The sequence below is a fragment of the Streptomyces sichuanensis genome (genome assembly GCF_020328095.1).
In the GTDB taxonomy this organism is placed as follows: Bacteria; Actinomycetota; Actinomycetes; order Streptomycetales; family Streptomycetaceae; genus Streptomyces; species Streptomyces cinnamoneus.
The window spans coordinates 1-22,396 of record NZ_JAIXMK010000115.1 but is presented as its reverse complement, the minus strand read 5'-3'; the positions used below and the strand labels follow the sequence as shown (position 1 = coordinate 22,396).

The window sequence follows — 22,396 nt, the reverse complement described above, 5'->3', positions numbered from 1 at the left end:
CCGTGCAGTGGTGATGTGCCGCCGGTGCGGCGTGAATGGCTGTCCCGGAAGCCTTGCGGCGCCGTGACAACTCGGAGAACACTACGCATCGGGCAGACCCGTGTCAACTCGCCTGCGGCGGGCTTTCGTAGGGCCGCTGACGGGCCGTTCAGTCGAGTCAGTCGAGGTCGTTGAGTCGCCCGCCGGCGTCCGGCTGGGCCTCTTCCACGCGGCGGAGCAGCCTGGTGAGCATCGCTCCGAGCTGGCCGCGCTCCTCACCGGAGAGGTCCTGGAGGAGATCCTCCTCGAAGACCGTGGCCATGCGGAGCCCCTCCAGCCACTTCGCTCGCCCCTCTTCCGTGACGCCGACGATGACGCGCACCCGGTTGTTCTCGTCGCGCTCACGGGTGACGAGGCCCTCGGCGACCATGCGGTCGATGCGGTGGGTCATGGCGGCGGGGGTGAGGCCCAGGCGCTTGGCGAGGTCGCCGGGGCCCAGGCGGTAGGGGGCGCCGGCGAGGACGAGGGCCTTGAGGACCTCCCACTCGCCGTTGCTGATGCCCAGCTCGGCGGTCTGGCGCCCGTAGGCGACGTTCATGCGCCGGTTCAGGCGGCTGAGCGCCGAGACCACGCGCTCCACCTGAGGGTCCAGGCCCTGGAACTCGCGCTGATAGGCGGCGATCTGTTCGTCGAGGCTCGGCTCGGCCGGCTCGGGGGTGTCAGCCATGAGCGGCAGTATGACAGAAAAGGTTCGCGCTAAAGCCCTTCGTCATGTACTGTTTAGCTTCGAAGTTTAGGGTTGAAGTCTTCAAGGTTGAGGGGTGAGTGTGACCACCGCGATGGGCGCAGCACTGCGCCGGATCCAGTTGGGCAACGCGTTGAGCGCGTTCGGCAGCGGCTTCACGGTTCCGTTCCTGTTCGTCTATGTGGCTCAGGTGCGGGATCTCGGCGCGAGCACGGCGGGGATCGTGCTGGCGACGTTTGCCGTGGCCGCGCTCGTCGTACTGCCCTTCACCGGTCGGTTCATCGACCGGCGGGGTCCGCTGCCTGTTGCCGTCGCCGGTACGGTCTCGGCCGCCGTCGGTTCCATGGGGCTGGGCCTGGCCGACAGCCAGTCGCTCGTCGTGGCCGCGGCTGCGGCCATGGGTGCCGGTATAGCGGTCATCCAGCCGTCCCTCGCCACGATGATCGTGTGGTGCTCGACGCCGACCACCCGTTCGCGCGCGTTCGCGATGCAGTTCTTCCTCAACAACCTCGGCCTGGGTGTCGGCGGTCTGCTCGGCGGCCAGCTGGTGGACACCTCTGACCCGTCCAGCTTCGTGCGGCTCTTTGCGATCGAGTCGGTGATGTTCCTGGTGCTGGGCGCGACGGTGGCGACCGTGCGGCTGCCCCGGGCGCCGAAGGTCGAGGACGCGGTGCCGACGGATCCCGCGGCCGCGCGTGGCTGGCGCACGCTGCTCGGTGACCGGGCCATGGTGCAGCTGTGCGTGCTGGGCTTCGTGATGTTCTTCGCCTGCTACGGGCAGTTCGAGTCGGGTCTGGCCGCATTCGCCGTCGAGGTCACCGGGATTTCGCCGGCGATGCTCGGCATCGCCCTGGCGGCGAACACCGCGGCGATCGTTCTCGCCCAGTTCGTCGTCCTGAAGCTCGTCGAGCGGCGGCGCCGGAGCCGGGTGATTGCGCTGGTCGGTCTTATATGGACGGTCGCGTGGGTCGCGGCCGGGGTGTCCGGTCTTGTGCCGGGGGCGCACGGCGTGGCGACTGCGCTGCTGATCTCCACCTATGCGCTGTTCGGTATCGGCGAGTCGATGCTGTCGCCGACGATGGCCCCCCTGGTGGCGGACCTGGCGCCGGCGCGGCTCGTGGGTCAGTACAACTCGGCCTTCGCCCTGGTGAAGCAGCTGGCGCTGGCCGTGGGCCCGGCGGCGGGCGGCATGATGGCGGGCGCGGGGATGTACGTCGCGTACATCGTCCTGCTGATCGTCTGCTCGCTCGGCATTTCCGCGCTGGCGCTGCGGCTGGGCCGTCGGCTCACCCCGGCGCAGGACAATCCGCTCGTCGCCCAGGCGCGCCGTGCGGCGGCGGTCCCCAAGACGGTCGCTGTCGTCGAGGACGCCGGGGAGCGCGTGCCCGTGGCGGCCTGAGCCGACAGCGGGGGGGTCTGCAGAGACCGTCGGGATATAGAGAAGGGGACGGGCGAGGGCCCGGGCCGGAAGTCGTGCGCTTCCGTGTCCGGGTCCTTTGTCATGTGGGCCCTGATGCATGTGTGGGCCCTTGTGCGTGAGTGGGCCTTTGTGCGCGTGTGCGCCTTTGTGCGCGTGTGCGCCTTTATGCGTGGCCTGCCGGCAGGGCGAACTCGCACCACACCGCTTTGCCGCCGCCCGGGGTGCGGCGTGAGCCCCAGGAGGAGGCGATGGTGGCGATGATCGAGATGCCGCGGCCGGCCTCGTCGGCGGGTTCGGCGCGGCGGCGGCGCGGAAGGTGGTCGTCCCCGTCGGTGACCTCGATGATCAGGCGCCGGTCCGTGCGGCGCAGGCGCAGCCGCATGGGGGGTGTGCCGTGCTGGAGCGAATTGGCCACGAGCTCGCTCGTGGCGAGGACGCCCAGGTCACGGAGGTCGGTGGGGAAGCGCCAGCTGGCGAGGACGCCGGAGGCGAAGGCGCGGGCGCGGGGGGCGGCCTCGACTCCGCCGAGGAGCTCCAGCGCGGCGTTGTGGAAGAGCTCGGCGTCGTGTCCGGTGCGGGCGGGGTGCTGGAGAACGAGGAGGGCGACGTCGTCGTCGTGCTCCTGGGTCACGCCGAGGGCTCGGATGAGGCGGTCGCACATGACCTGCGGCGAGCCGGTCGCGCCGGCGAAGGCGCGCTCCAGGGCGGCGACGCCTTCGTCGATGTCCTCGTCGCGCCGCTCGACGAGGCCGTCCGTATAGAGGACGGCGCTGGAGCCGGGGCCGAGGGGCATGGTGCCGGAGGTGTGCAGCCAGCCGCCGGTGCCGAGCGGGGGGCCGGTGGGCTCGGCGGCGCGGCGGACGGTGCCGTCGGGGTCGCGGACGAGGATCGGCAGGTGGCCGGCCGAGGCGTAGACGAGGCGACCCTCGTTGGGGTCGTGGACGGCGTAGACGCAGGTGGCGATCTGGGTGGCGTCGATTTCTGCGGCGAGGCCGTCGAGGAGCTGGAGGACCTCGTGGGGCGGCAGGTCGAGGCGGGCGTAGGCCCGTACGGCCGTCCGTAGCTGGCCCATGACGGCTGCCGCGCGCACGCCGCGGCCCATGACGTCGCCGATGACGAGGGCGGTGCGGCCGGCGCCGAGGGTGATGACGTCGTACCAGTCGCCGCCGACGGCGGTGTCCTTGCCGCCGGGCTGGTAGGTGGCGGCGACGCGAAGGTCGTCGGGTTGTTCGAGCTCCTGGGGGAGCAGGCTGCGCTGGAGGGTGACGGCGGCTTCGCGCTGGCGGCGCTCGCTGGCGCGCAGGCGCTCGGCCGCTTCGACCTGGTCGGTGACGTCGGAGGCGAAGACGAGGACGCCGCGCTGGGCGCCCGTTGCTTCTCCGACGTCGATCGGGGAGCAGGTGAAGGTGTAGTAGCCGTGGCGCACCTGGTCCGCGTCGGCCGGGGTGACGGTTGCGGCAGTGACTGAGGCTGGGGCGGTGGCCGTGGTGGCGGGCCGTTCGGTGGTTGCGGGGACGGTCAGGCGCCGGGATTTGACCGTGCGGGGCTTGCCGCTGCGCAGGACCTGGTCCATGAGGGGGAGCAGGCCGAGTGCTTCGAGCTCGGGCAGGGCGGTGCGGGCGGGGGCGCCGGGCGGGCGGAGGCCGAAGAGGGCGGCGTAGGCGTCGTTGACGTAGGCGATGCGGTGGTCCGGCCCGTAGACGACGGCGGCGAGAGCCGGGACCTTGCCGAGGACGTCGTGGACGGAGAGCCCGTCGAGGCTGGGGACGGGGACCGGCTCGGCGTCAGTGGGCGGGGGGCTCTCGGCGCGCGCGGCGGGCACCGCTCCGGGGCCGATGCCGGAGGCCGTCCCGGAAGGGGTACCGGAGGGGGTCCCGGCGACGGCCGCGGCTGCGGGCTGGGGTGGTGGGGGCGTGGTGCGGCCGGCGCGCGCCGCTGCTCGGCGCTGCGTGCCGGGGAGCCGGGCGCTCCAGCGGGTGAAGTTCACTGAGGATTACCTCGCGGAGTCGTTCCGGATCAGCTCGGCGGTGTGGGGTGGCTGAGCGGCGCGCCCGGTGGGGGGACGCGGTTGGCGGTGCGGGGGGCCGCCCCCGAGGGAATGCAGCAAACGTCCGAATCCTCATGATTGTTACTCTTCGCAGATACCGGCCCACTCATGGTCACACGCCCAGTGTGGCCGACCGGACTGACATCCGTCAGACGCCGTGTCCGATGCAGGGGTGACGGAGTCCGGTTCACCCCTGCGACCTGCTTCAACTGGCTTCCGGGTGGCGTCCCGTGCCTGCGGCGAGTTCGAATTCGGCCCGCGGGTTCTCCAGCGAGCCGAGGGAGACGATCTCGCGTTTGAACAGGCCGGAGAGGGTCCACTCGGCCAGGACGCGCGCCTTCCGGTTGAAGGTGGGCACCCGGCTGAGGTGGTAGGCGCGGTGCATGAACCAGGCGGGGTAGCCCTTGAGCTTCTTGCCGTAGACGTGGGCGACGCCCTTGTGGAGGCCGAGCGAGGCGACCGAGCCGACGTACTTGTGCCGGTAGTCCTGGAGGCTGTTGCCGCGCAGGGCGGCGAGGACGTTCTCGGCGAGGACCTTGGCCTGGCGTACGGCGTGCTGGGCGTTGGGGGCGCAGAACGTGCCGGCCGCGGCGGCCGTGAGGTCCGGGACGGCGGCGGCGTCCCCGGCCGCCCAGGCGTGTCCGACCCCGTCGACCTGCAGTGCGGCGGTGCATTTGAGCCGGCCGCGTTCGTCGAGGGGCAGGTCGGTGGCGGCGAGGACGGGGTGAGGTTTGACCCCGGCGGTCCACACGAGCGTGCGGGTCGGGAAGCGCGCGCCGTCGCTCAGCACGGCCACGCGGTTTTCGCAGGAGTCGAGGCGCGTTTCGAGTCGGACGTCGATATTGCGGCCGCGCAGCTCGCGGATGGCGTACTGGCCCATTTCCTCGCCGACTTCGGGGAGGATGCGCCCGGTCGCCTCCACCAGAATGAATTTCAGATCTTCGGGCTCAATGTTGTGGTAGTAGCGGGAGGCATACCGCGCCATGTCCTCCAGCTCGCCGAGCGCCTCGACGCCTGCGTAGCCCCCACCCACGAAAACGAAGGTCAAGGCGGCGTCACGGACTTCGGGATCGCGGGTGGAGGAGGCGATGTCCATCTGTTCGAGGACGTGGTTGCGCAGGCCGATGGCCTCCTCGACCGTCTTGAAGCCGATGCCGTAGTCGGCGAGGCCGGGGACGGGAAGGGTGCGGGAGACCGAGCCGGGGGCGAGCACCAGCTCGTCGTAGTGCACCGCGATGGGGCCGGTGCCCTCCTCCTCGGTGGCGAGGGTCTTGACCATGACGGTGCGCTTGGCGTGGTCGACGGAAGTGGCCTCGCCGGTGAGCACCTGACAGTCCCCCAGGGCGCGGCGCAGCGGGACGACGACGTGGCGGGGGGAGATGGAGCCGGCGGCGGCCTCGGGGAGGAAGGGCTGGTAGGTCATGTACGGCTCGGGGGCGACGACGAGGACCTCGGCCTCGCCGCGCCTGAGCTTCCGCTGGAGGTGCAGGGCCGTGTACATCCCGACGTAGCCGCCGCCGACGATGAGGATGCGCGCCGGGGGCTTCGGGGCCGGGGCCTTGGGGGCGGGGGCCGTCGTGGTCACGCCCTCCGGGGCCGGGGGGCTCGGGGTGACGTCCTCCACCTGGCGGGTCGGCCGTTCCTCTTGAGGTCGTTCCTCTTGAGGTCGTTCCTCTCGGGGTCGTTCCTCTCGGGGTCGTTCTTCTTGGGGGGAGGGTCGTTCCTCCTGGTGGGAAGGCTCTTCCTCCTGGCGGGGCCGGTCGTGTGGCGGGTGGTTCTGGTGCTCGTCCCCTGTCGACCGGGCTTGCTGTGCCCCGGGCGCCTCCTTCTTCACCCGCGCCTCGTGTTCCTCCTGCCCTTCCCGCGGCGGTCGGTTCACCAATGCCCCTTCCTCCTCGCTGTTGTCCGCGCATCGTCCTCGCGTTGTGGCACAGCTCCTTCCCATGACGCATCGCCATCAATGGTTTGTCCACAGGCCGAGCGAAATGTATGACCGGCAACGGAGCTGATCCGTCCGTGCCGCGCGCTCCGTTGCAAAGGGAAGGTGTGCAGGTCAGCAGGGATGCGAAGGGGTGGTGCGGTAGTGCAGAATCAGAGGCGATCAGGCCGGTACTCCAATCGGGGGTGGCCTGTGGGGAACTACCCCCTTCTTTCTTGACCTGGGCTCAACTATGTTCGTACTCCGTCGGGGTGTCGTGACGTGCCCCGGCAGTCAGGGCGGGGAGTCTCCGGGGGGAGACGTCATAACCGGGGGAACGTATGCACATTCAGGGCTCTCATTGGTCTGCCGCTGTCGCGACGACGACCGACGGCACGAGTGGCCGTAATACGCCGTTGCGCGTGGATGCTCAGCGCAATCTGGAACATGTGCTGCGAGCGGCTCGCGAGGTCTTCGGCGAGCTGGGGTACGGGGCGCCGATGGAGGACGTGGCGCGCCGGGCACGGGTGGGTGTGGGAACGGTCTACCGCCGCTTCCCCAGCAAGGACGTGCTGGTCCGGCGGATAGCCGAGGAAGAGACGGCACGGCTGACCGAGCAGGCGCGAACGGCGCTGGGCCAGGAGGACGAGCCGTGGTCGGCGCTGTCCCGGTTCCTGCGCACGTCGGTCGCGTCCGGCGCGGGCCGGCTGCTGCCGCCGCAGGTGCTGCGGGTCGGCGTCGAGGTCGAGCCGGACGAGCTCCGGATCCAGGCCCAGGTGCCGGACCGGGCGCGGGTGCCGCAGCAGCGGCAGCCCGGGGCCACCGGCGGTCAGCTGCACGAGCTGCGCCTGGTCGAGCAGCGGCCGACGATGGTCGACGACCGGGACGACGCGGGTGCGGCGGCGCTGCTGGAGGTCGTGGGCCGGCTCGTCGAGCGGGCGCGTTCGGCGGGCGAGCTGCGCGCGGACGTGACGGTCGCCGATGTGCTGCTGGTGATAGCGACGGCCGCGCCGTCGCTGCCCGACGCGGCGCAGCAGGCGGCGGCCTCCTCGCGGCTGCTGGACATCCTGCTGGAAGGGCTCCGTTCGCGGCCTGTGGCCTAGGGAGTCGCCCGGCAGGGCCTGTGTCCGACGGCCCGGAAGAGGGCGGGCGTTCGGTAAGTCTCATCCTTTCGGGTGACCACTCGTGCTCCGGCTTGCGAACGGAACCCGGACGAGTGGTTGCGGTTCCCGGAACGATCCTGGCGCGTTTTCCTGTGCGACGCTGGCCGGTATTCGAGTGTGCCGGCGTGTACGGGGAGCCTGCGCTATGGGCGTTGACGGGCGCGAAGAACCGCGCGGGAGCGATGGGACGGACGAGACTCCGCCCTTGCACAAGGTGCCCGGTCAGGGAGGGCCACCCGGCCTTCCCGCCGGTTCGGCTTCCGCTGCACCGAACGGACCGTCTGACGACCCGTCGGTGATTGGCCTCGGCTCTGACGTGGGCGCCGAGTTCGGTGCCAGGGTCGATGCCGGGGTCGGGGGCGATGCCGGCGTCGGCGCCGGCTCGGCGGCCGACTCCGATCCGCTGGAGCTGTGGAGCGGCGCCTTCGGTTCGGGGGTGCCGCAGCAGCGGGACGGCGGCTGGCTGGGAGGCGATCCCGGAACGGAGACAGCTCCAGGCACGGGGGCGGAGGCGGCCGGGTTTCCCGCCGGCTCCGACCCCTGCACCGGCGGCAGTGCGCCGACCGATGATGCGGGTGCGCAGGACGACGCGGACGCGGATGTGCCTCCGTCCGACCTCGAACTGGTCACCCGGCTGCGCGGTGGCGAAAGCAGTGACGCCTACGAGGAGCTGTACCGGCGCCACGCCGACGCGGTCCGCCGGTACGCGCGGACGTGCTGCCGTGACGACCACACCGCCGAGGACCTGACCAACGAGGTCTTCACCAGCACACTGCAGGCGGTGCGGCGCGGTGCCGGCCCGGACTCCGCGGTGCGGGCGTATCTCCTGACCACCGTGCGGCGAGTCGCCGCCGCCTGGGCGAAGACCGCCAAGCGGGAGCAGCTGGTCGAGGACTTCGCGGTCTTCGCGACCTCCTCGGCCGCCCCGTCCTTGGCGGCCGACGACGACACCCTCGGCCTGGGTGCGGACGTACGGGCCATGCAGGAGGCCGAGGAGTCGCTGGCGGTGCAGGCGTTCCGCAGCCTGCCCGAGCGGTGGCAGACGGTGTTGTGGCACACGACGGTGGAGGAGGAGTCTCCGAGCGAGGTCGCGCCGCTGCTGGGGTTGAGCGCCAACGCCACGGCGGTACTGGCTCACCGGGCACGCGAAGGACTGAAGCAGGCGTATCTGCAGGCGCATGTGAGCAGTTCGCTGACGTCCGGTGGTGACTGCGCGCAGTATGCGGACCGGCTGGGCGCGTACGCGCGGGGCAGGCTGCGCACGCGGGCCGAGCGCGGGATGCGCAAGCACCTGGAGGAATGCGCGCGGTGCCGCTCGGCGGCACTGGAGGTCGCCGACGTCAACGAGCGGTTGCGCGCGCTGCTGCCGGTCGCGGTCATCGGCTGGTTCGCCGCGGGCTGGTCGGTCAAGGCCGCAGCAGGACTCGCGGCCGGTGCGGGCGCGGCGGTGGGTGGGGGTTCGGGGGGAGGGGGGGTGGGGGGCCCCGGGGCCGCTGCCACTTCTGCGGGCTCCGGCACCAGCACCGCCTCCGGCTCTGCCGGTCTCGGTGGGGAAGGGCTGGGGGTGCCGGCGAAGATCGGGCTGACGGCGGGGGCGCTGGCCGCCGCGGGGGCTGTCGTCGCCTATGCCCTGGCAGCCGGCGCACCGGCGCCCGCGGAGAGACCCCGGGCGGCCAGGACCGCCGTGGCCCCGGTCGTACCGGCACCGCCCGCCAAGCCGAAGCCGAGCCTGACCGCCTCCCCCGCCCCGACTCTGCCGCCCTCCCTCATGGCCAAGGCGGCGGCCGCGACACCCACGCCGCAGAAGGCGAGCCCGAGCGCATCGCCCGCCCCGCCGTCCCCGACGCCCGAGGCGTCCAGGACCCCGGCCCCCGGCACCGCCGCTCCCCTGCCCGCGCCGGTTCCCGCCCCCGCCACCTTCCGGCCCAAGCCCAAGCCCAAGCCCACTCTCCCACCTCCGCCCCCGGCCCGGCCGTCGGCCGTCTTCCCGCTCAACGAGCTGGAGTACGGCGGTGTCGGCGACGGCAAGGAACCGGAGGTGCGCCTCGGTCCGAGCAGCTGGCTGTGGCAGCGCTACGGCATGCGGGTCGGCGGCACGGCGTACCGCCATGGCGTCAGCATGCACGCCCAGTCGTCGGTGACGATCGACCTGAACCGTTCCTGCACGTCCTACGACGCGCTCGTGGGCGTGGACGACATGACACTCGGCCTCGGCACCGTCACCTTCTCCGTCTTCGCGGACGGCACCCGTCTGTGGAGTTCGGGCCCGGTGCGGGCCGGCACTCCGGCGGTCGCCGTGCACGCGCCGTTGGCGGGGCACAAGACGCTGCGGCTGGCCGTGGAGCCCCTCTCCCCCGCCGACCGGGTGGCGGTCGCGGACTGGGCGACGGCCCGGATCAGCTGCGCTGTCAACAACAAGCCGCCCGTAGCGGACCGGTAATCACCCTTTCCGTCCGTGACGTCTGTCAACGGGCGCCGACGTGTGCCGACGTGTGCCGCGCCGGCCCTCTCACAGGCTCGGCCAGGCCGCCGCCACGCCGCCGGCCACGGCCTGCTGGCGTGGGGCAGCCGTGCCCGTCCAGCAGGATCCGCGGCGTGCCAGCAGGCGGCGCAGCCAGATCTCCATCGCGACGAGCTCGGCGAGCCCGTCCAGGGGCAGCTGTGCGCCTTCGGCGGCGGCCCGCAGCGCGTCCCTGACGATGCCCGCCTCGACGAGGCCGGCTTCGGCGAGGAGCGGCGCGTCGAACAGGGCCGTCAGCTGTCCCGCGGCCGCGCTGAGTCCGGCCCGGGCCTCGGCGGCGTGCGAGGCGTGGGAGGTGGCGCCCCAGCCGGGCGGGAGGTCGTGGATGCCCGCGCCGGCAAGGACGGCGCGTAGTACGGAGGCGCGCGCCCCCGGTTGGACGCGGAGGGTTTCGGGGAGGGCGCGGCAGGCCCGTACGACCTGGTTGTCGAGGAAGGGGGCGTGCAGGCGCTGGCCGCGCACCTCCGCCGCCTGTTCGAAGACGCGGTGGTCCGTGGCGTGCCGGCTCAGCGCTCCTGCCGCGCGCCGTTCACCCGGGCGGCGCAGCGTTCCTGTGGGGCGGACGGCCGCGCCCTGGAGGCGAACCGATACTTCGGCGAGGGCCTCGCCGGTGAGCCAGCGGGCGGCGGGCCCGGGCCGGCACCAGGTGAGCGCGGCCAGCGAGGCGTCGACGGGGCCGGCCTCGGCCGCGCCGTGGCGGGGTCCGAGCAGCTTCGCCGCCATGTCCTCCAGGCCCTCGCGGTAGGTCGTACGGGCCAGGCGGCGCGCGGCGCGGTAGACGGTGAAGGGGACGAACAGCGAGTGCGCGGAGGGGCCGTCCGCCCGTGCCAGTGCGGAGACGGGGCGGAGCAGGTAGCGGCGCCGACGGTCCATCAGGAGGTCGGCGAGGCGGGCGGGATGGGCGTCGAGGACCTGGCGTGCGCCGTGTCCGACGAGGTGGTCGGCGCTGCCGGCGGCGAGGCGGCGGCGGTGGCGGGCGGCGGAGACGATGGCGGGGCCGGGTTCGTCGGTGAGCGGCCCGTTGTCGAGGCCGGCGTAGGGGAGGGCTTCGGTTCCGGCGGCGACGATGACGTGGTGGAGGCGGGGGCCGGCGGCGATGGCCCGGGCGCGTTCGAGTTCGGCGTCGCGGGCGCGGCCGGGGTCGGCGGCGAGGTCGTTGAAGGTGACGGCGAGCAGGCGTTCGCCGGCTCCGGTGCCGAGCCCGTAGGGGGTGCCGGGCAGGCCCGGCAGGCCGGCGGCGAGCAGGGTGAGGGTGCCGGAGGCGCTGCCTCCGGAGAGGTCGGCCCCCACGCCGGGGGCGGGCCCGGCCCAGGGCCGGGAAGGGGCTCCGCCGGGGGCGGGGTGCGGGGCGTGGTGGGCGGATACGTGGCGGGGTGCGGCGAGGCGGGTGCGTACCGCTTCGACGAGTGCGTCCCGTACGCCCTCCAGGGCCTGGCGGGCATCGGCCTGGGGGGCGGCCACGGCGAGGGAGGCCATGGGTTCGTAGCCGGTGATGTCGCGGGCGCCGTCGCGGAGCACGAGGGCGTGGCCGGGGGGTACGCGACGTACGTCCTTGTAGGGGGTGCCGTCGGCGAGCGCTTCGGGCGAGTCGGGGCAGGCGAGGAGGGCGGCGAGGTATCCGATGTCGAGCTGGGCCTCGACGAGGTCGGCGAGGGGCAGGGCGGCGGTGGCGTAGGCGGTGCCGCCGGACCAGGCGGTGTGGAAGACGGGCCGGGCGCCGGCGAGGTCTGCGGCGATGGTGACGCGGCGGCCGACCTGGGCGACGGCGGTGTAGCTGCCGGGCCATGCGGTGAGGTGGCGCAGTGCTCCGCCGCGTGCCGCGAGGAGGCCGGTGCGCAGGGCGTCGTCGCTCGCTCCGCAACGGCCGAGGACGGCGAGGCGGGTGGCGGGGTCGGCGTGGACGACGCGTACTTCGTCGGGCCGCCAGTCGCCGACGGCCCAGAGGGGGGCGGGCTCGCCCCACAGGAGGCGGGCGCCGACGGGCTGGACGGTGGGGCGCTCGGGGTGTGGCGGGTCGGGTGTGCCCGGTGGGCCCGGGGGGCTGTCCCGTCCGGTCGCTCGGTCGGGCCCGGCGGCGGTGCAGCTCCATCCCACCAACCAGCGCATCGCCGCCTCCACAGGCTGTGGACAACCAACAGGTAGCAGTCATCATGCACAGCGATCCGACGGTTGCGACATCCGGCGGGCAGCACATTGATTGCCCCATGTGCGAGGCCAACTCATCTGACAACGACGGATGATGGCGGTTCGTCACGATACCGTCCGGTGTCGGCTTCCGTTGCCGCCGCCCCGGTCGGTACGGCCGTCGCCGTTCCCTACGGCCGGATCCGGCCAAAGTGCGGGCGTCCGCTTATGAAGGAGCCCGGGGGGATTGAAAGAGCTGCTCCGACTGAAGGACGCACCCTCTCCCGCCCCTGCGATGTCACAGTCCGGGAGGCGCGAGCCACCTCCCGGACCGTTCCGCCGCCCGCGGGGAATGAGGCGGCGGCTTCCCCCAGCCCACTGGATCCAGTACAGCGGGCCAACCCACGCCCCTCCATGGAACCTCCGCCGCGTTGGCGCGGACAGAGCGCACGATGGGCGCACGGCCACACTCAACCGGAGCACGTGCCCCTCAATGCACGCACATACGGACCAGAATCTCGCCATCCGGGACATCGCCTCTTAACGGTCGGGATGCGGCGAACTACGCTGGGTTTACGAATGCCTCGTGCCTATGCCGGGGCGCGCGTCGCGTTGTCGAGGGGTGCGCATGTCCAGGGAGCCACGCGGGCCGAACGAGAAGCTGGGCACTGTCCTCGCCCTCGCAGGGATCAGCAACGCCGGTCTCGCGCGCAGGGTCAACGACCTCGGTGCGCAGCGCGGATTGACCCTTCGCTACGACAAGACGTCGGTCGCGCGGTGGGTGTCCAAGGGGATGGTGCCGCAGGGCGCGGCTCCCCATCTGATCGCCGCCGCCATAGCGGCCAAGCTGGGCCGGCCGGTGCCCCTGCACGAGATCGGGCTGGCGGACGCCGATCCGGCACCGGAGGTGGGGCTCTCCTTTCCGCGCGATGTCGGCCAGGCGGTGCGGTCCGCGACGGAGCTCTACCGGCTGGATCTGGCCGGTAGGCGGGGTGGCGGGGGTATCTGGCAGAGCCTGGCCGGATCCTTTTCCGTGAGCGCTTACTCGACTCCTGCTTCCCGTTGGCTGATAACTCCCGCTGACAGCTCTGTGGCGCGCGATCCGCAGCAGGCTGCGGGCGAGGCCCTCTCCCGGTCCGCCGCGGGCGCCGGGACCGCCGGCGGCGCTGCGGCCGGGGCGGCGGTCGGAGCGGCGGGCGCGGCGGTCGGGGCCAATGCCAACGGTGCGGGCGCGGACGGCGGTCTGCCGCAGCGCGTGGGGCACAGCGACGTGACGAAGCTGCGGGAGGCTGCGGACGACGCGCGCCGCTGGGACTCCAAGTACGGTGGCGGCGACTGGCGTTCTTCCATGGTGCCCGAGTGTCTGCGCGTCGACGCCGCGCCGTTGCTCCTGGGCTCGTACAGCGATGAGGTGGGGCGCGCGTTGTTCGGCGCGACGGCCGAACTGACGCGGCTGGCCGGGTGGATGGCCTTCGACACGGGCCAGCAGGAGGCCGCGCAGCGCTACTACATCCAGGCGTTGCGGCTGGCCCGGGCGGCGGCGGACGTTCCGCTGGGCGGGTACGTCCTGGCGTCGATGAGCCTGCAGGCGACCTACCGCGGCTGTGCGGATGAGGGCGTGGACCTGGCGCAGGCCGCCCTGGAGCGCAACCGGGGGCTGGCGACGGCCCGGACGATGAGTTTCTTCCGCCTGGTCGAGGCGCGGGCCCAGGCGAAGGCGGGGGACGCCCCCGCCTGCGGGGCGGCGCTGAAGGCCGCCGAGGGGTGGCTGGAGCGTGCGCGGCCGGGGGACGCGGACCCGTCGTGGCTGGATTTCTACTCGCAGGAGCGGTTCGCGGCCGACGCGGCCGAGTGCTACCGCGACCTGCGGATGCCACGGCAGGTACAGCGCTTCACGGAGCAGGCGCTGGCCCGGCCGACGGAGGAGTTCGTACGCTCGCACGGCCTGCGGCTGGTGGTGTCCGCGGTGGCGGAACTGGAGTCGGGGAACCTCGATGCGGCGTGCGCGGCGGGCGCCCGGGCGGTGGAGGTCGCGGGCCGGATCTCCTCGGCCCGTACGACCGAGTACGTGCGTGATCTCCTGCACCGGCTGGAGCCGTACGGGAACGAGCCCCGGGTCGTGGAGCTGCGCGAGCGGGCACGTCCGCTGCTGGTCGCCCCGGCGTGAGGGCAGGGCCTGCTCTCCCCGGTGTGAGGGGGCACGGCCCGCGGGCGTGACCGGGCTCGGTCGTCGCGTGTAGGTCCCCGGAATCACTGCGCCGTCGCGGAACTCATCGCGCTGATCAGGCGTGATCTCATCAGGCAGCCAGTTGTCAGTGGTTCGGGTCATGATGGGATCCGTGGGTGAGGCGCCGAGGGTGGGCCCGCCGCGGGCGGGGCGCGACTGCGCGGGCGCGGGGAGGTGACGTGTTGACGACGTACGACTGCGATGTGCTGGTGGTCGGGGGCGGGATCGTGGGCCTGTCGACGGCGTACGCCCTGACGCGTGCCGCCCCGGGCACACGCGTCGTCGTGCTGGAGAAGGAGAGCGGCCCGGCCCGCCACCAGACCGGGCGCAACAGCGGAGTGATCCACAGCGGGATCTACTACCGCCCCGGCTCGCTGAAGGCGCGGTTCGCGGTGCGCGGCGCGGCGGAGATGGTCGCGTTCTGCGCCGAGTACGGGCTGCCGTGCGAGGTGACGGGCAAGCTGATCGTGGCCACCGCCCGGGCCGAGCTGCCGCGGCTGCACGCCCTTGTCCAGCGCGGCCGGGCGAACGGCATACCGGTGCGGGAGCTGGGCCCTGCCCAGATAGCGGAGTACGAGCCGGCCGTGCGCGGCATCGGCGCCATCCACGTCGGGACGACGGGCGTGTGCGACTTCGGGGCGGTGGCGGGGCAGCTGGCCCGCCTGGCGGAGGACGCCGGGGCGTCGGTGCGGTACGGGGCGGAAGTGCGGACCGTCGGGCGGCGGGCCTCGGCCGTCGCGGTGCGGACGTCCCGGGGCGAGGTGCTGCGGGCGCGGGCGCTGGTCAATTGCGCGGGGCTGCACAGCGATCGTGTGGCGCGGCTGGCGGGCGACGCCCCGGGCATGCGGATCGTGCCCTTCCGCGGTGAGTACTTCGAGCTGGCCCCGGGCCGGGCGGAGCTGGTGCGCGGGCTGGTCTACCCGGTGCCCGACCCTGCGTTCCCCTTCCTGGGCGTCCACCTCACGCGGGGGATCGACGGCACGGTGCACGTGGGGCCCAATGCGGTACCGGCGCTCGCCCGGGAGGGGTACGGGTGGGGTGTCGTGCGCCCGGGCGACCTGGCGGGGACGGTCGCGTTCCCGGGCACGTGGCGGATAGCCCGGCGCCACTGGCGCTACGGGGCGGGCGAGGTGCGCCGTTCGCTGTCCAAGGGCTCGTTCACGGAAGCGGTGCGCAGGCTGTTGCCGGAGGTGCGGGCGGATGACCTGATACCGGCGCCCTCCGGGGTGCGGGCGCAGGCGGTGCTGCGGGACGGGACGCTGGTGGACGACTTCCTGTTCGCGGAGTCGCCGCGGATGGTGCACGTGCTGAACGCCCCGTCGCCGGCGGCGACGGCGTCCCTGCCGATCGGCCGGGAGGTGGCGCGGAGGGTGCTGGCGGGGCTGGCGTGAGCGGACGACAGCCAGGGGGCTGCGTCGTGTCCGCCCGCCTGGCCTCCCCGTGCGTGCGCGTGCCGGTCAGCGCTTGGGGGCGTAGACGCGTACGTAGTCGACCAGCATCCGGGAGGGGAAGGGGGTCGAGGCGTCGGGCGGGCCGGGCCAGTCGCCGCCGACCGCCAGGTTGAGGAGGAGGTAGTGCGGGTGGTCGAAGACCCACTTCTGCCCACGCCGCAGCTGGCTGGAGCGAGCCGTTCCGTACTGCGTGCCGTCCAGGTACCAGATGACCTTGCCGGGCATCCAGTCGACGCGGTACGTGTGGAAGCCGTCGGAGAGCCGGCCGCCGCGGGGGAGGGCGGTGTGCGTCTCGATGCCCTGGGCGACGTAGCCGGGCCCGTGGATGGTGCCGTGCACGGTGCCGGGCTGCCGGCCGAGGGCCTCCATGACGTCGATCTCTCCGTTGGCGGGCCAGGTGACCTTGTCGGAGTTCGCCCCGAGCATCCAGAACGCGGGCCACAGCCCCTTGCCCCGCGGAATCCTGATGCGCGCCTCGAAGCGCCCGTAGGCCCGGGCGAACTTTCCCTTGGTCTTGATGCGTGCCGAGGTGATGTTGCAGGGGCCGGTGGCGCAGTGCATGCCGCGCAGCTTCTCGCGGCGGGCGGTGAGGGCGAGGTTGCCGTGGCCGTCCAGGGAGACGTTGCGGGGACGGTCGGTGTAGTACTGCCACTCGTGGTTGCCCCACTGGGGTTCCCCGCCCCGGTCGAAGACCCACTTGGCCCGGTCGGGGCGGCGGTGGGCGGCGCCCCGGAACTCATCGGCCCAGACCAGGCGCAAGGAGTCACGGTCGGGGTCGGGAGCGGGCGCAGGGGCCGGAGCGGCGCGCTTCGGCGGGGCGGCGTCGTCGCCGGGGTGATGACGGACGGGGGCACAGCCCGCGATCAGTACGGCCGAGGCCGTTGCCGTCAGGGCGGCCCTGCGCAGCAGGCGGGCGAGCGAGGGCAGCCGCGAGCGGAGCCCGGCGTCCGGGAGGGGGCCGGTGACGGGGGTGGGGCGGGGGCTGGGGCGCAGTCGCATGAGAGGTTCCGTCGCACATGGGGGGCGTTGCACGGGAAGGGGGTTCTCCGCCCTGGCGGGCCGGGCCACGAAGATCGTATGAGCGGCTGGGGCCGCTGGGGCCGCTGATCAGGGCCACCACGCCCGTGGGTCACACCATCGGCGGTCACGCCATCGGCCGGGCGGACGTCCGGCCCGGGCCGGCCCGGGCCGTGTCCGTTGTCGTCGCGCGAGCGCTGCTGGGGGTTGCGGGTCGACGAGCCCCGAACCGGCTGCCGCTCCGGGCGCCCTCCGGGTCGCTCTCACGCCCGTCCGTCCCGCCCGTTCCGCCCCGTCCGCCTCCCTACCTGGCCTTTTTCCCGGCCGTTCGTTTCCGGCGGCCGCCCGTAGACTTGAGGAACTGTGTCCGAGAATCACGCTTCCCCCACGCCCGTCACCGGCCCGGCGCCGGTGCCGGCCCCTGCCCGTGCCCGGCGGGAGCCGATGTTCCCCGAGGGCCCCGCGCCGGATCCGGCCGGCTCGCACCACGAGCGCCGCATCCGTTCGTTCCAGCCCCGCCGCAGCCGGGTCACGACCGGCCAGGGCGAGGCCCTGCGCCGCCTGTGGCCCACGTGGGGCCTGGACATCGACGGCCTGAGCCGCCTGGACCTCGGTGAGCTGTTCGGCGATCCGGAGCTGCCCGTCGTCCTGGAGATCGGTTTCGGCATGGGCGAGGCAACGGCCCAGATGGCGGCGGCCGACCCCGGCACGGGCATCCTCGCCTGCGACGTCCACACGCCCGGCCAGGGCAATCTGCTCAACCTCGCCGAGCAGAAGGGCCTGACCAACGTCCGCGTGGCCAACGGTGACGCGATCATCCTGCTCCGCGAGATGCTCGCCCCCGACGCCCTCGCCGGCCTGCGCGTCTACTTCCCGGACCCCTGGCCGAAGAAGCGCCACCACAAGCGCCGCCTGATCCAGCCGGAATTCCTGGCCCTGGCCGCTACGCGGCTCGCGCCGGGCGCCGTACTGCACTGCGCGACGGACTGGGAGCCGTACGCGGAGCAGATGCTGGAGGTGCTCTCGGCCAGCCCGGACTTCGAGAACACCCAGCCCGACGGCGGCTACGCGCCGCGCCCGGACTTCCGCCCGCTGACGCGGTTCGAGGGTCAGGGGCTCGACAAGGGCCACGTAGTGCACGACCTGCTGTTCCGCCGCCGCGCGGCGTAGCCGACGAGGCGGACCCGCCCGGTCACGGTGTCCCGTGACCGGGCTTTCGCGTCTTTCCTGCCTTTCACGGCTTTCGTGGACGAGTCGCCGCTCTTCCGCACCGTTCCACTGGCCGGGTCTCGTGGTCGGCGGCGCGGTGGGGCCGGAAAACGGTCACGGCCCACTCCGCCGCTTGGTTAGGGTCGTCGCGTGCATGAGCCCCCGCCCTACCAGCAGCCGCACCACCCGTTTCCTCCGACGTTCGGGCATTACAAGCCACGCCGGGCCCTGTGGGACACCATCTGGGACAACAAGGCCGTGCGCGTCGGCGGTCTCTTCCTGCTGCTCGCCCTCTGCGGTCTGGTCATCCTCGCGCTGGTCCGGGAGCAGACCGGCACGGAGGGCTTCCTGGTGGGCCTGGGCCTGGCCGTCCTGCCGGTGCCGCTGCTCATCGCCGCGTTCCGCTGGATGGACCGCGTGGAGCCGAAGCCCTGGCGCAACCTGATCTTCGCGTTCGCCTGGGGTTCGTGCGCAGCCACGCTCGTGGCGCTGCTGGCGAACGGTTACGCCACCAAGTGGCTCATGACCACCGTCGACGGGGCGCCGGGGACGGACGCCTCGGCGTGGGGGGCGACGTTCGTGGCCCCGGTGGTGGAGGAGAGCGCCAAGGCCGCGGCGGTCCTGCTGCTCTACCTCTTCCGGCGGCGCGACTTCAACGGCATCGTCGACGGCGTGGTGATAGCCGGCATCACGGCGACGGGCTTCGCGTTCACGGAGAACATCCTCTACCTCGGGAACGCCTTCGCCTCGGACCAGAGCTTCGGCTACGAGGGCCTGCGGTCGACGACCGCCGCCACCTTCTTCGTCCGGGTGCTGATGTCGCCGTTCGCGCATCCGCTCTTCACGTCGATGACAGGCCTGGGCTTCGGCATCGCAGCAACGTTCCCTCCGCGCCGCCGCTTCCTGCGGGTCGTGATCCCGGTCGTCGCCCTGCTGACGGCGATGTTGCTGCACGGCGTCTGGAACGGCTCCGCGACCCTGCCGGGTGGCGGCTTCCTGGCGGTGTACGCCCTCTTCATGGTGCCGGTCTTCGGCGTCCTGACCTGGCTGACGATCTGGTCCCGCCAGAACGAGCTCCGCACCATCCGCGCCCACCTCCCCGCCTACCAGGCCGCCGGCTGGCTCACGCCGCCGGAGCCGCTGGCCCTGTCCTCGATGCGCGCCCGCGGCATAGCCCGCGACCTGGCCCGCCGCACCGGCGGCCCGGCGGCGGCCCGCACGGTGGCGGAGTACATATCCTTCGCCACGTCCCTGGCCTTCCTCCGCCACCGCGCCTACCGCGGCACGCCGACCCCCGACTTCACGGCGAGGGAGCAGGAACTGCTCCACCACCTGTGGCAACGCAAGGACACAGCCCAACCGGCCCTGGCCCAGGCAACGGCAGCGGTACCCCAGCCGTTCGCACCCCCCACCCACCCGTGGAGCCAGCCCCCTGCGACCTGGCCACAGCCGGGGCAGTATCGCTGAGCAAACGATCAGGCAATCCTCTGCCAGGTCCACCCACCCGAAGCGCCTTCCCGGCCCGCTGTCAGACCCCGCTGGTAAAACATCGTCATCGGTTGGGGAGATGAGGGGGGCACACTATGGGCCGGCATTTCACAGACCACGCAACGCCTGTGCCGGGCTTGTACGAGCGGCTCATCACGTCGCGCCTGGAAGAGCACCTGCAGCAGTTGCACGCCAACGGCTGGAAGGCCGTCGATGGGCGGATCGGGGAGCAGTCCACCCCGCATGTACTCGCCCGCCACATCGCCGAAACAGTCCAACAGATACTGACCGGCCTGCCCCCAGACGAGCAGGTTCCGGCTGCGAACCACATTCTCGACTCCATGCGCACTCTCGATGGGGCGAAGCAGTGGGTTGAGGTGATCGCCGACGGCCCACGTCATCTGCTGGCTATCGCTGAACGAGAGGCTCCTGGGGCGTACGCGATTCGTCCGGCGACGCCTCTCTCCGATACGGCGCTCCTCACGAACTCCCCCGAGGACCCGAACCTCGGCTTCGAGTTGCGGGCCGAGCTGGCAACGGCCGACCGCGTCGACCTGCTCTGCGCCTTCGTGAAGTGGCACGGTCTGCGCGTACTGGAGGAATCGCTCAAGGGCGCCGCTGCTCGCGGAGTGCCCATCCGGGTGATCACGACCACGTACATTGGGGCTACGGAACGCAAGGCGCTGGACCGGCTGGTCAAGGAGTTCAACGCCGAAGTCAAGATCAACTATGAGCTGCGATCCACCCGGCTCCACGCGAAAGCGTGGCTCTTCCGGAGGAACAGCGGGTACGACACCGCCTACGTCGGCAGCTCCAACCTCTCTAGGGCTGCGCTCCTGGATGGTCTGGAGTGGAACGTCCGGCTGTCGTCCGTGGCGACGCCCGCAGTCCTCAGAAAGTTCGAAGCGACCTTCGACTCCTACTGGAGCGAGGCCGCCTTCGAGTCTTACGACCCTCAGCGAGACGCCGATCGGCTGGATGCCGCTCTCCTCCAGGCCGGGGGAAGGCCGCGCGGCGATACCTCGACCATCAGCCTGTCGGGACTTGAGGTGCGGCCGTACCCGCACCAGAAGGACATGCTGGAGCAGCTCCAGATCGAGCGCGACGTCCACGATCGGCACCGGAACCTGCTCGTCGCTGCGACCGGTACGGGCAAGACGGTGATGGCCGCGCTCGACTACCGGGCGCTCAAGAGGAAGCACCCCCGTCGTGACCTCAAGCTCCTCTTCGTCGCGCACCGCCAGGAGATCCTGAAGCAGTCGCTGCGCACCTACCGGGAGGTGTTGGACGACGCGAACTTCGGCGAACTGTCCGTCGGGGGCGAGGTGCCGGAGCACTGGACCCACGTCTTCGCCAGCGTTCAGTCCCTCAATGCCCGGTCTCTCGACAACCTTGCCCCTGACCACTTCGACGTGATCGTCATCGACGAGTTTCACCACGGCGTCTCGCCCACATATCGGCGCATCATCGATCACTTCGAGCCGATCGAGCTCCTTGGTCTCACGGCCACTCCGGAACGCATGGACGGGCGCAACGTCCAGGATGAGTTCTTCGCCGGGCACATAGCAGCCGAGATGCGCCTGTGGGAGGCGTTGAAGAACGACCTGCTGAGTCCGTTCCACTACTTCGGCATCGCCGACAACGTGGACCTTCAGGGGCTGGCATGGAAGCGCGGCTCCTACGACACCGGTGATCTGGACAGGGCCTTCACCGGCAACCAGGCTCGGGCTCGTCTCGTCGTCAAGGCCGTCCAGGAGAAGCTCGCGGAACCGGAGTGCATGCGGGCATTGGGCTTCTGCGTCTCCGTGGCTCACGCCCGCTTCATGGCCGAGTTCTTCCAGCAGGCCGGGTTCCGCGCCATGGCTCTCGACGGGACCACCCCCGCGCCCGAACGGGCACAGGCGCTGACCGATCTGCGGGATGGAAAACTCCAGGTCCTCTTCTCCGTCGACCTGTTCAATGAAGGTCTCGACATTCCCGACGTGGACACGCTGCTCCTGCTGCGGCCCACCTCCAGCGCCACCGTCTTCCTCCAGCAGCTCGGCCGAGGTCTCCGGCGCACCCCCGACAAGGCGGTCCTCACCGTGCTGGACTTCATCGGTCAGCACCGCAAGGAGTTCCGCTTCGAGGAGCAGTTCCGGGCGCTCACCAGCCTCAGTCGCAAGCGGCTGCTCGACAGCGTGGAGCAAGACTTCCCACTGCTTCCTTCCGGCTGTCAGATCGTGCTGGACCGGAAGTCGAAGGAGCGGATCCTCGACAACATCAAGAGCCAGATCAGCGTCAATGTCACACAGCTGACGCGGGAGGTCGCCTCCTACGCGGAGCCGAAGCTGGCCGACTACCTGCGCGAGAGCCATCGCGAGCTCAAGGAGCTCTACCGCTCCCACAACTCCTGGACGCGCCTGCTGCGCCGAGCCGGCCTACTTCCGGCAGTCGGACCGGACGGCGAGGAGGCCCTGCTCAAGCGGATCTCCTCCTTCCTCCACGTCGATGACCCCTCTCGGGTGGAGGCGTATACCCAGATGCTGGAGGACGACGCGCCCACCTATGAGGCTCTGGACGAGCAGGCACAGACGTACGCCCGGATGCTGTTCTTCAGCTTGTGGCCCACGGGCGGCGGGTTCGACTCGTACACGCAGGGGTTCCAGACCTTGGCTGAACAGAGCGCCTTTCGGAACGAGCTGCGGCAGGTGCTCAGCTACAACGTGGAGCACACCGAGCACCTGCCCATAAAACTGGCAGAGCGGTATGCCGGCATTCCCCTCACTGTCCACGCGTCCTACAGCCGGGAAGAGATACTCCCTGCACTCGGTCAGGCGAGCGTGGGCGGCTTCGTCCCCGGGCACTTCCGCGAAGGTGTGAAGTGGTGCGAGAGCGCAAAGATCGATGCGCTGCTGATCACCCTTGAGAAGGACGCCAAGGATTTCTCGCCGGAAACCCGCTACAAGGACTACGCGAGAAGCCCTGAGCTCTTCCACTGGGAGTCCCAGAACCAAACGTCCAGCACCTCGCCCACGGGAGTCCGTTACCAGACACATCAAGCGAACGGCTCAAGCGTCTTCCTGTTCGTACGCCGCTACAAGAAGA

The 22,396-nt window shown here is 71.8% G+C and carries 13 protein-coding genes; 8 read left to right on the top strand and 5 right to left on the bottom strand.

Going from position 1 to position 22,396, the window contains the following annotated elements; all coding sequences use genetic code 11:
• Positions 1-157 precede the first annotated feature (157 nt).
• Positions 158-706: a MarR family winged helix-turn-helix transcriptional regulator gene (locus LE181_RS25850; RefSeq protein ID WP_225663900.1), complete on the bottom strand. Its 549-nt coding sequence runs from the start codon at positions 704-706 to the stop codon at positions 158-160.
• 100 nt (positions 707-806) lie between these two features.
• Between LE181_RS25850 and LE181_RS25845 the strand changes: the two genes are divergently transcribed.
• Entirely contained in the window at positions 807-2,123 is a 1,317-nt protein-coding gene (locus LE181_RS25845) for an MFS transporter (protein WP_225663899.1), read from the top strand.
• A 184-nt stretch (positions 2,124-2,307) separates the two neighbouring features.
• Here the strand turns inward: LE181_RS25845 and LE181_RS25840 are convergent, their stop codons facing one another.
• A complete protein-coding gene (locus LE181_RS25840) occupies positions 2,308-4,131 on the bottom strand; it encodes an ATP-binding SpoIIE family protein phosphatase (protein ID WP_225663898.1) in 1,824 nt (607 codons plus the stop codon).
• A 265-nt stretch (positions 4,132-4,396) separates the two neighbouring features.
• Positions 4,397-5,776 (bottom strand): NAD(P)/FAD-dependent oxidoreductase, encoded by a 1,380-nt coding sequence (locus tag LE181_RS25835; RefSeq protein WP_225663897.1) that lies wholly within the window; start codon positions 5,774-5,776, stop codon positions 4,397-4,399.
• Positions 5,777-6,450: 674 nt separating this feature from the next.
• On the opposite strand from LE181_RS25835, the gene LE181_RS25830 reads away from it, so the two are divergent.
• Positions 6,451-7,212: a TetR/AcrR family transcriptional regulator gene (locus LE181_RS25830; protein WP_225663896.1), complete on the top strand. Its 762-nt coding sequence runs from the start codon at positions 6,451-6,453 to the stop codon at positions 7,210-7,212.
• A 205-nt stretch (positions 7,213-7,417) separates the two neighbouring features.
• A complete protein-coding gene (locus LE181_RS25825) occupies positions 7,418-9,712 on the top strand; it encodes a sigma-70 family RNA polymerase sigma factor (protein ID WP_225663895.1) in 2,295 nt (764 codons plus the stop codon).
• Positions 9,713-9,781: 69 nt separating this feature from the next.
• On the opposite strand, the gene LE181_RS25820 is transcribed toward LE181_RS25825, so the two are convergent.
• A complete protein-coding gene (locus tag LE181_RS25820; protein ID WP_225663894.1) occupies positions 9,782-11,899 on the bottom strand; it encodes an asparagine synthase-related protein in 2,118 nt (705 codons plus the stop codon).
• A gap of 646 nt (positions 11,900-12,545) precedes the next feature.
• Between LE181_RS25820 and LE181_RS25815 the strand changes: the two genes are divergently transcribed.
• Positions 12,546-14,084 (top strand): NsdA family TPR-like regulatory protein, encoded by a 1,539-nt coding sequence (locus tag LE181_RS25815; protein ID WP_225663893.1) that lies wholly within the window; start codon positions 12,546-12,548, stop codon positions 14,082-14,084.
• Positions 14,085-14,326: 242 nt separating this feature from the next.
• Entirely contained in the window at positions 14,327-15,535 is a 1,209-nt protein-coding gene (gene lhgD, locus LE181_RS25810; RefSeq protein WP_225663902.1) for an L-2-hydroxyglutarate dehydrogenase, read from the top strand.
• 66 nt (positions 15,536-15,601) lie between these two features.
• On the opposite strand, the gene LE181_RS25805 is transcribed toward lhgD, so the two are convergent.
• Complete coding sequence (locus LE181_RS25805; RefSeq protein WP_225663892.1) at positions 15,602-16,594, bottom strand: glycoside hydrolase family 16 protein; 993 nt, start codon at positions 16,592-16,594, stop codon at positions 15,602-15,604.
• Positions 16,595-16,975: 381 nt separating this feature from the next.
• Here LE181_RS25805 and trmB point away from each other — a divergent pair, with 381 nt between their 5' ends.
• The 3 genes from trmB to LE181_RS25790 form a co-directional block, all read left to right on the top strand.
• Positions 16,976-17,782: a tRNA (guanosine(46)-N7)-methyltransferase TrmB gene (trmB, locus tag LE181_RS25800; protein WP_372458498.1), complete on the top strand. Its 807-nt coding sequence runs from the start codon at positions 16,976-16,978 to the stop codon at positions 17,780-17,782.
• 189 nt (positions 17,783-17,971) lie between these two features.
• On the top strand, positions 17,972-19,288 hold the full coding sequence (locus LE181_RS25795; RefSeq protein ID WP_225663891.1) for a PrsW family intramembrane metalloprotease: 1,317 nt from the start codon (positions 17,972-17,974) through the stop codon (positions 19,286-19,288).
• Positions 19,289-19,404: 116 nt separating this feature from the next.
• The coding region (locus tag LE181_RS25790) for a DEAD/DEAH box helicase (protein ID WP_225663890.1) at positions 19,405-22,396 on the top strand (2,992 nt) is incomplete at its 3' end.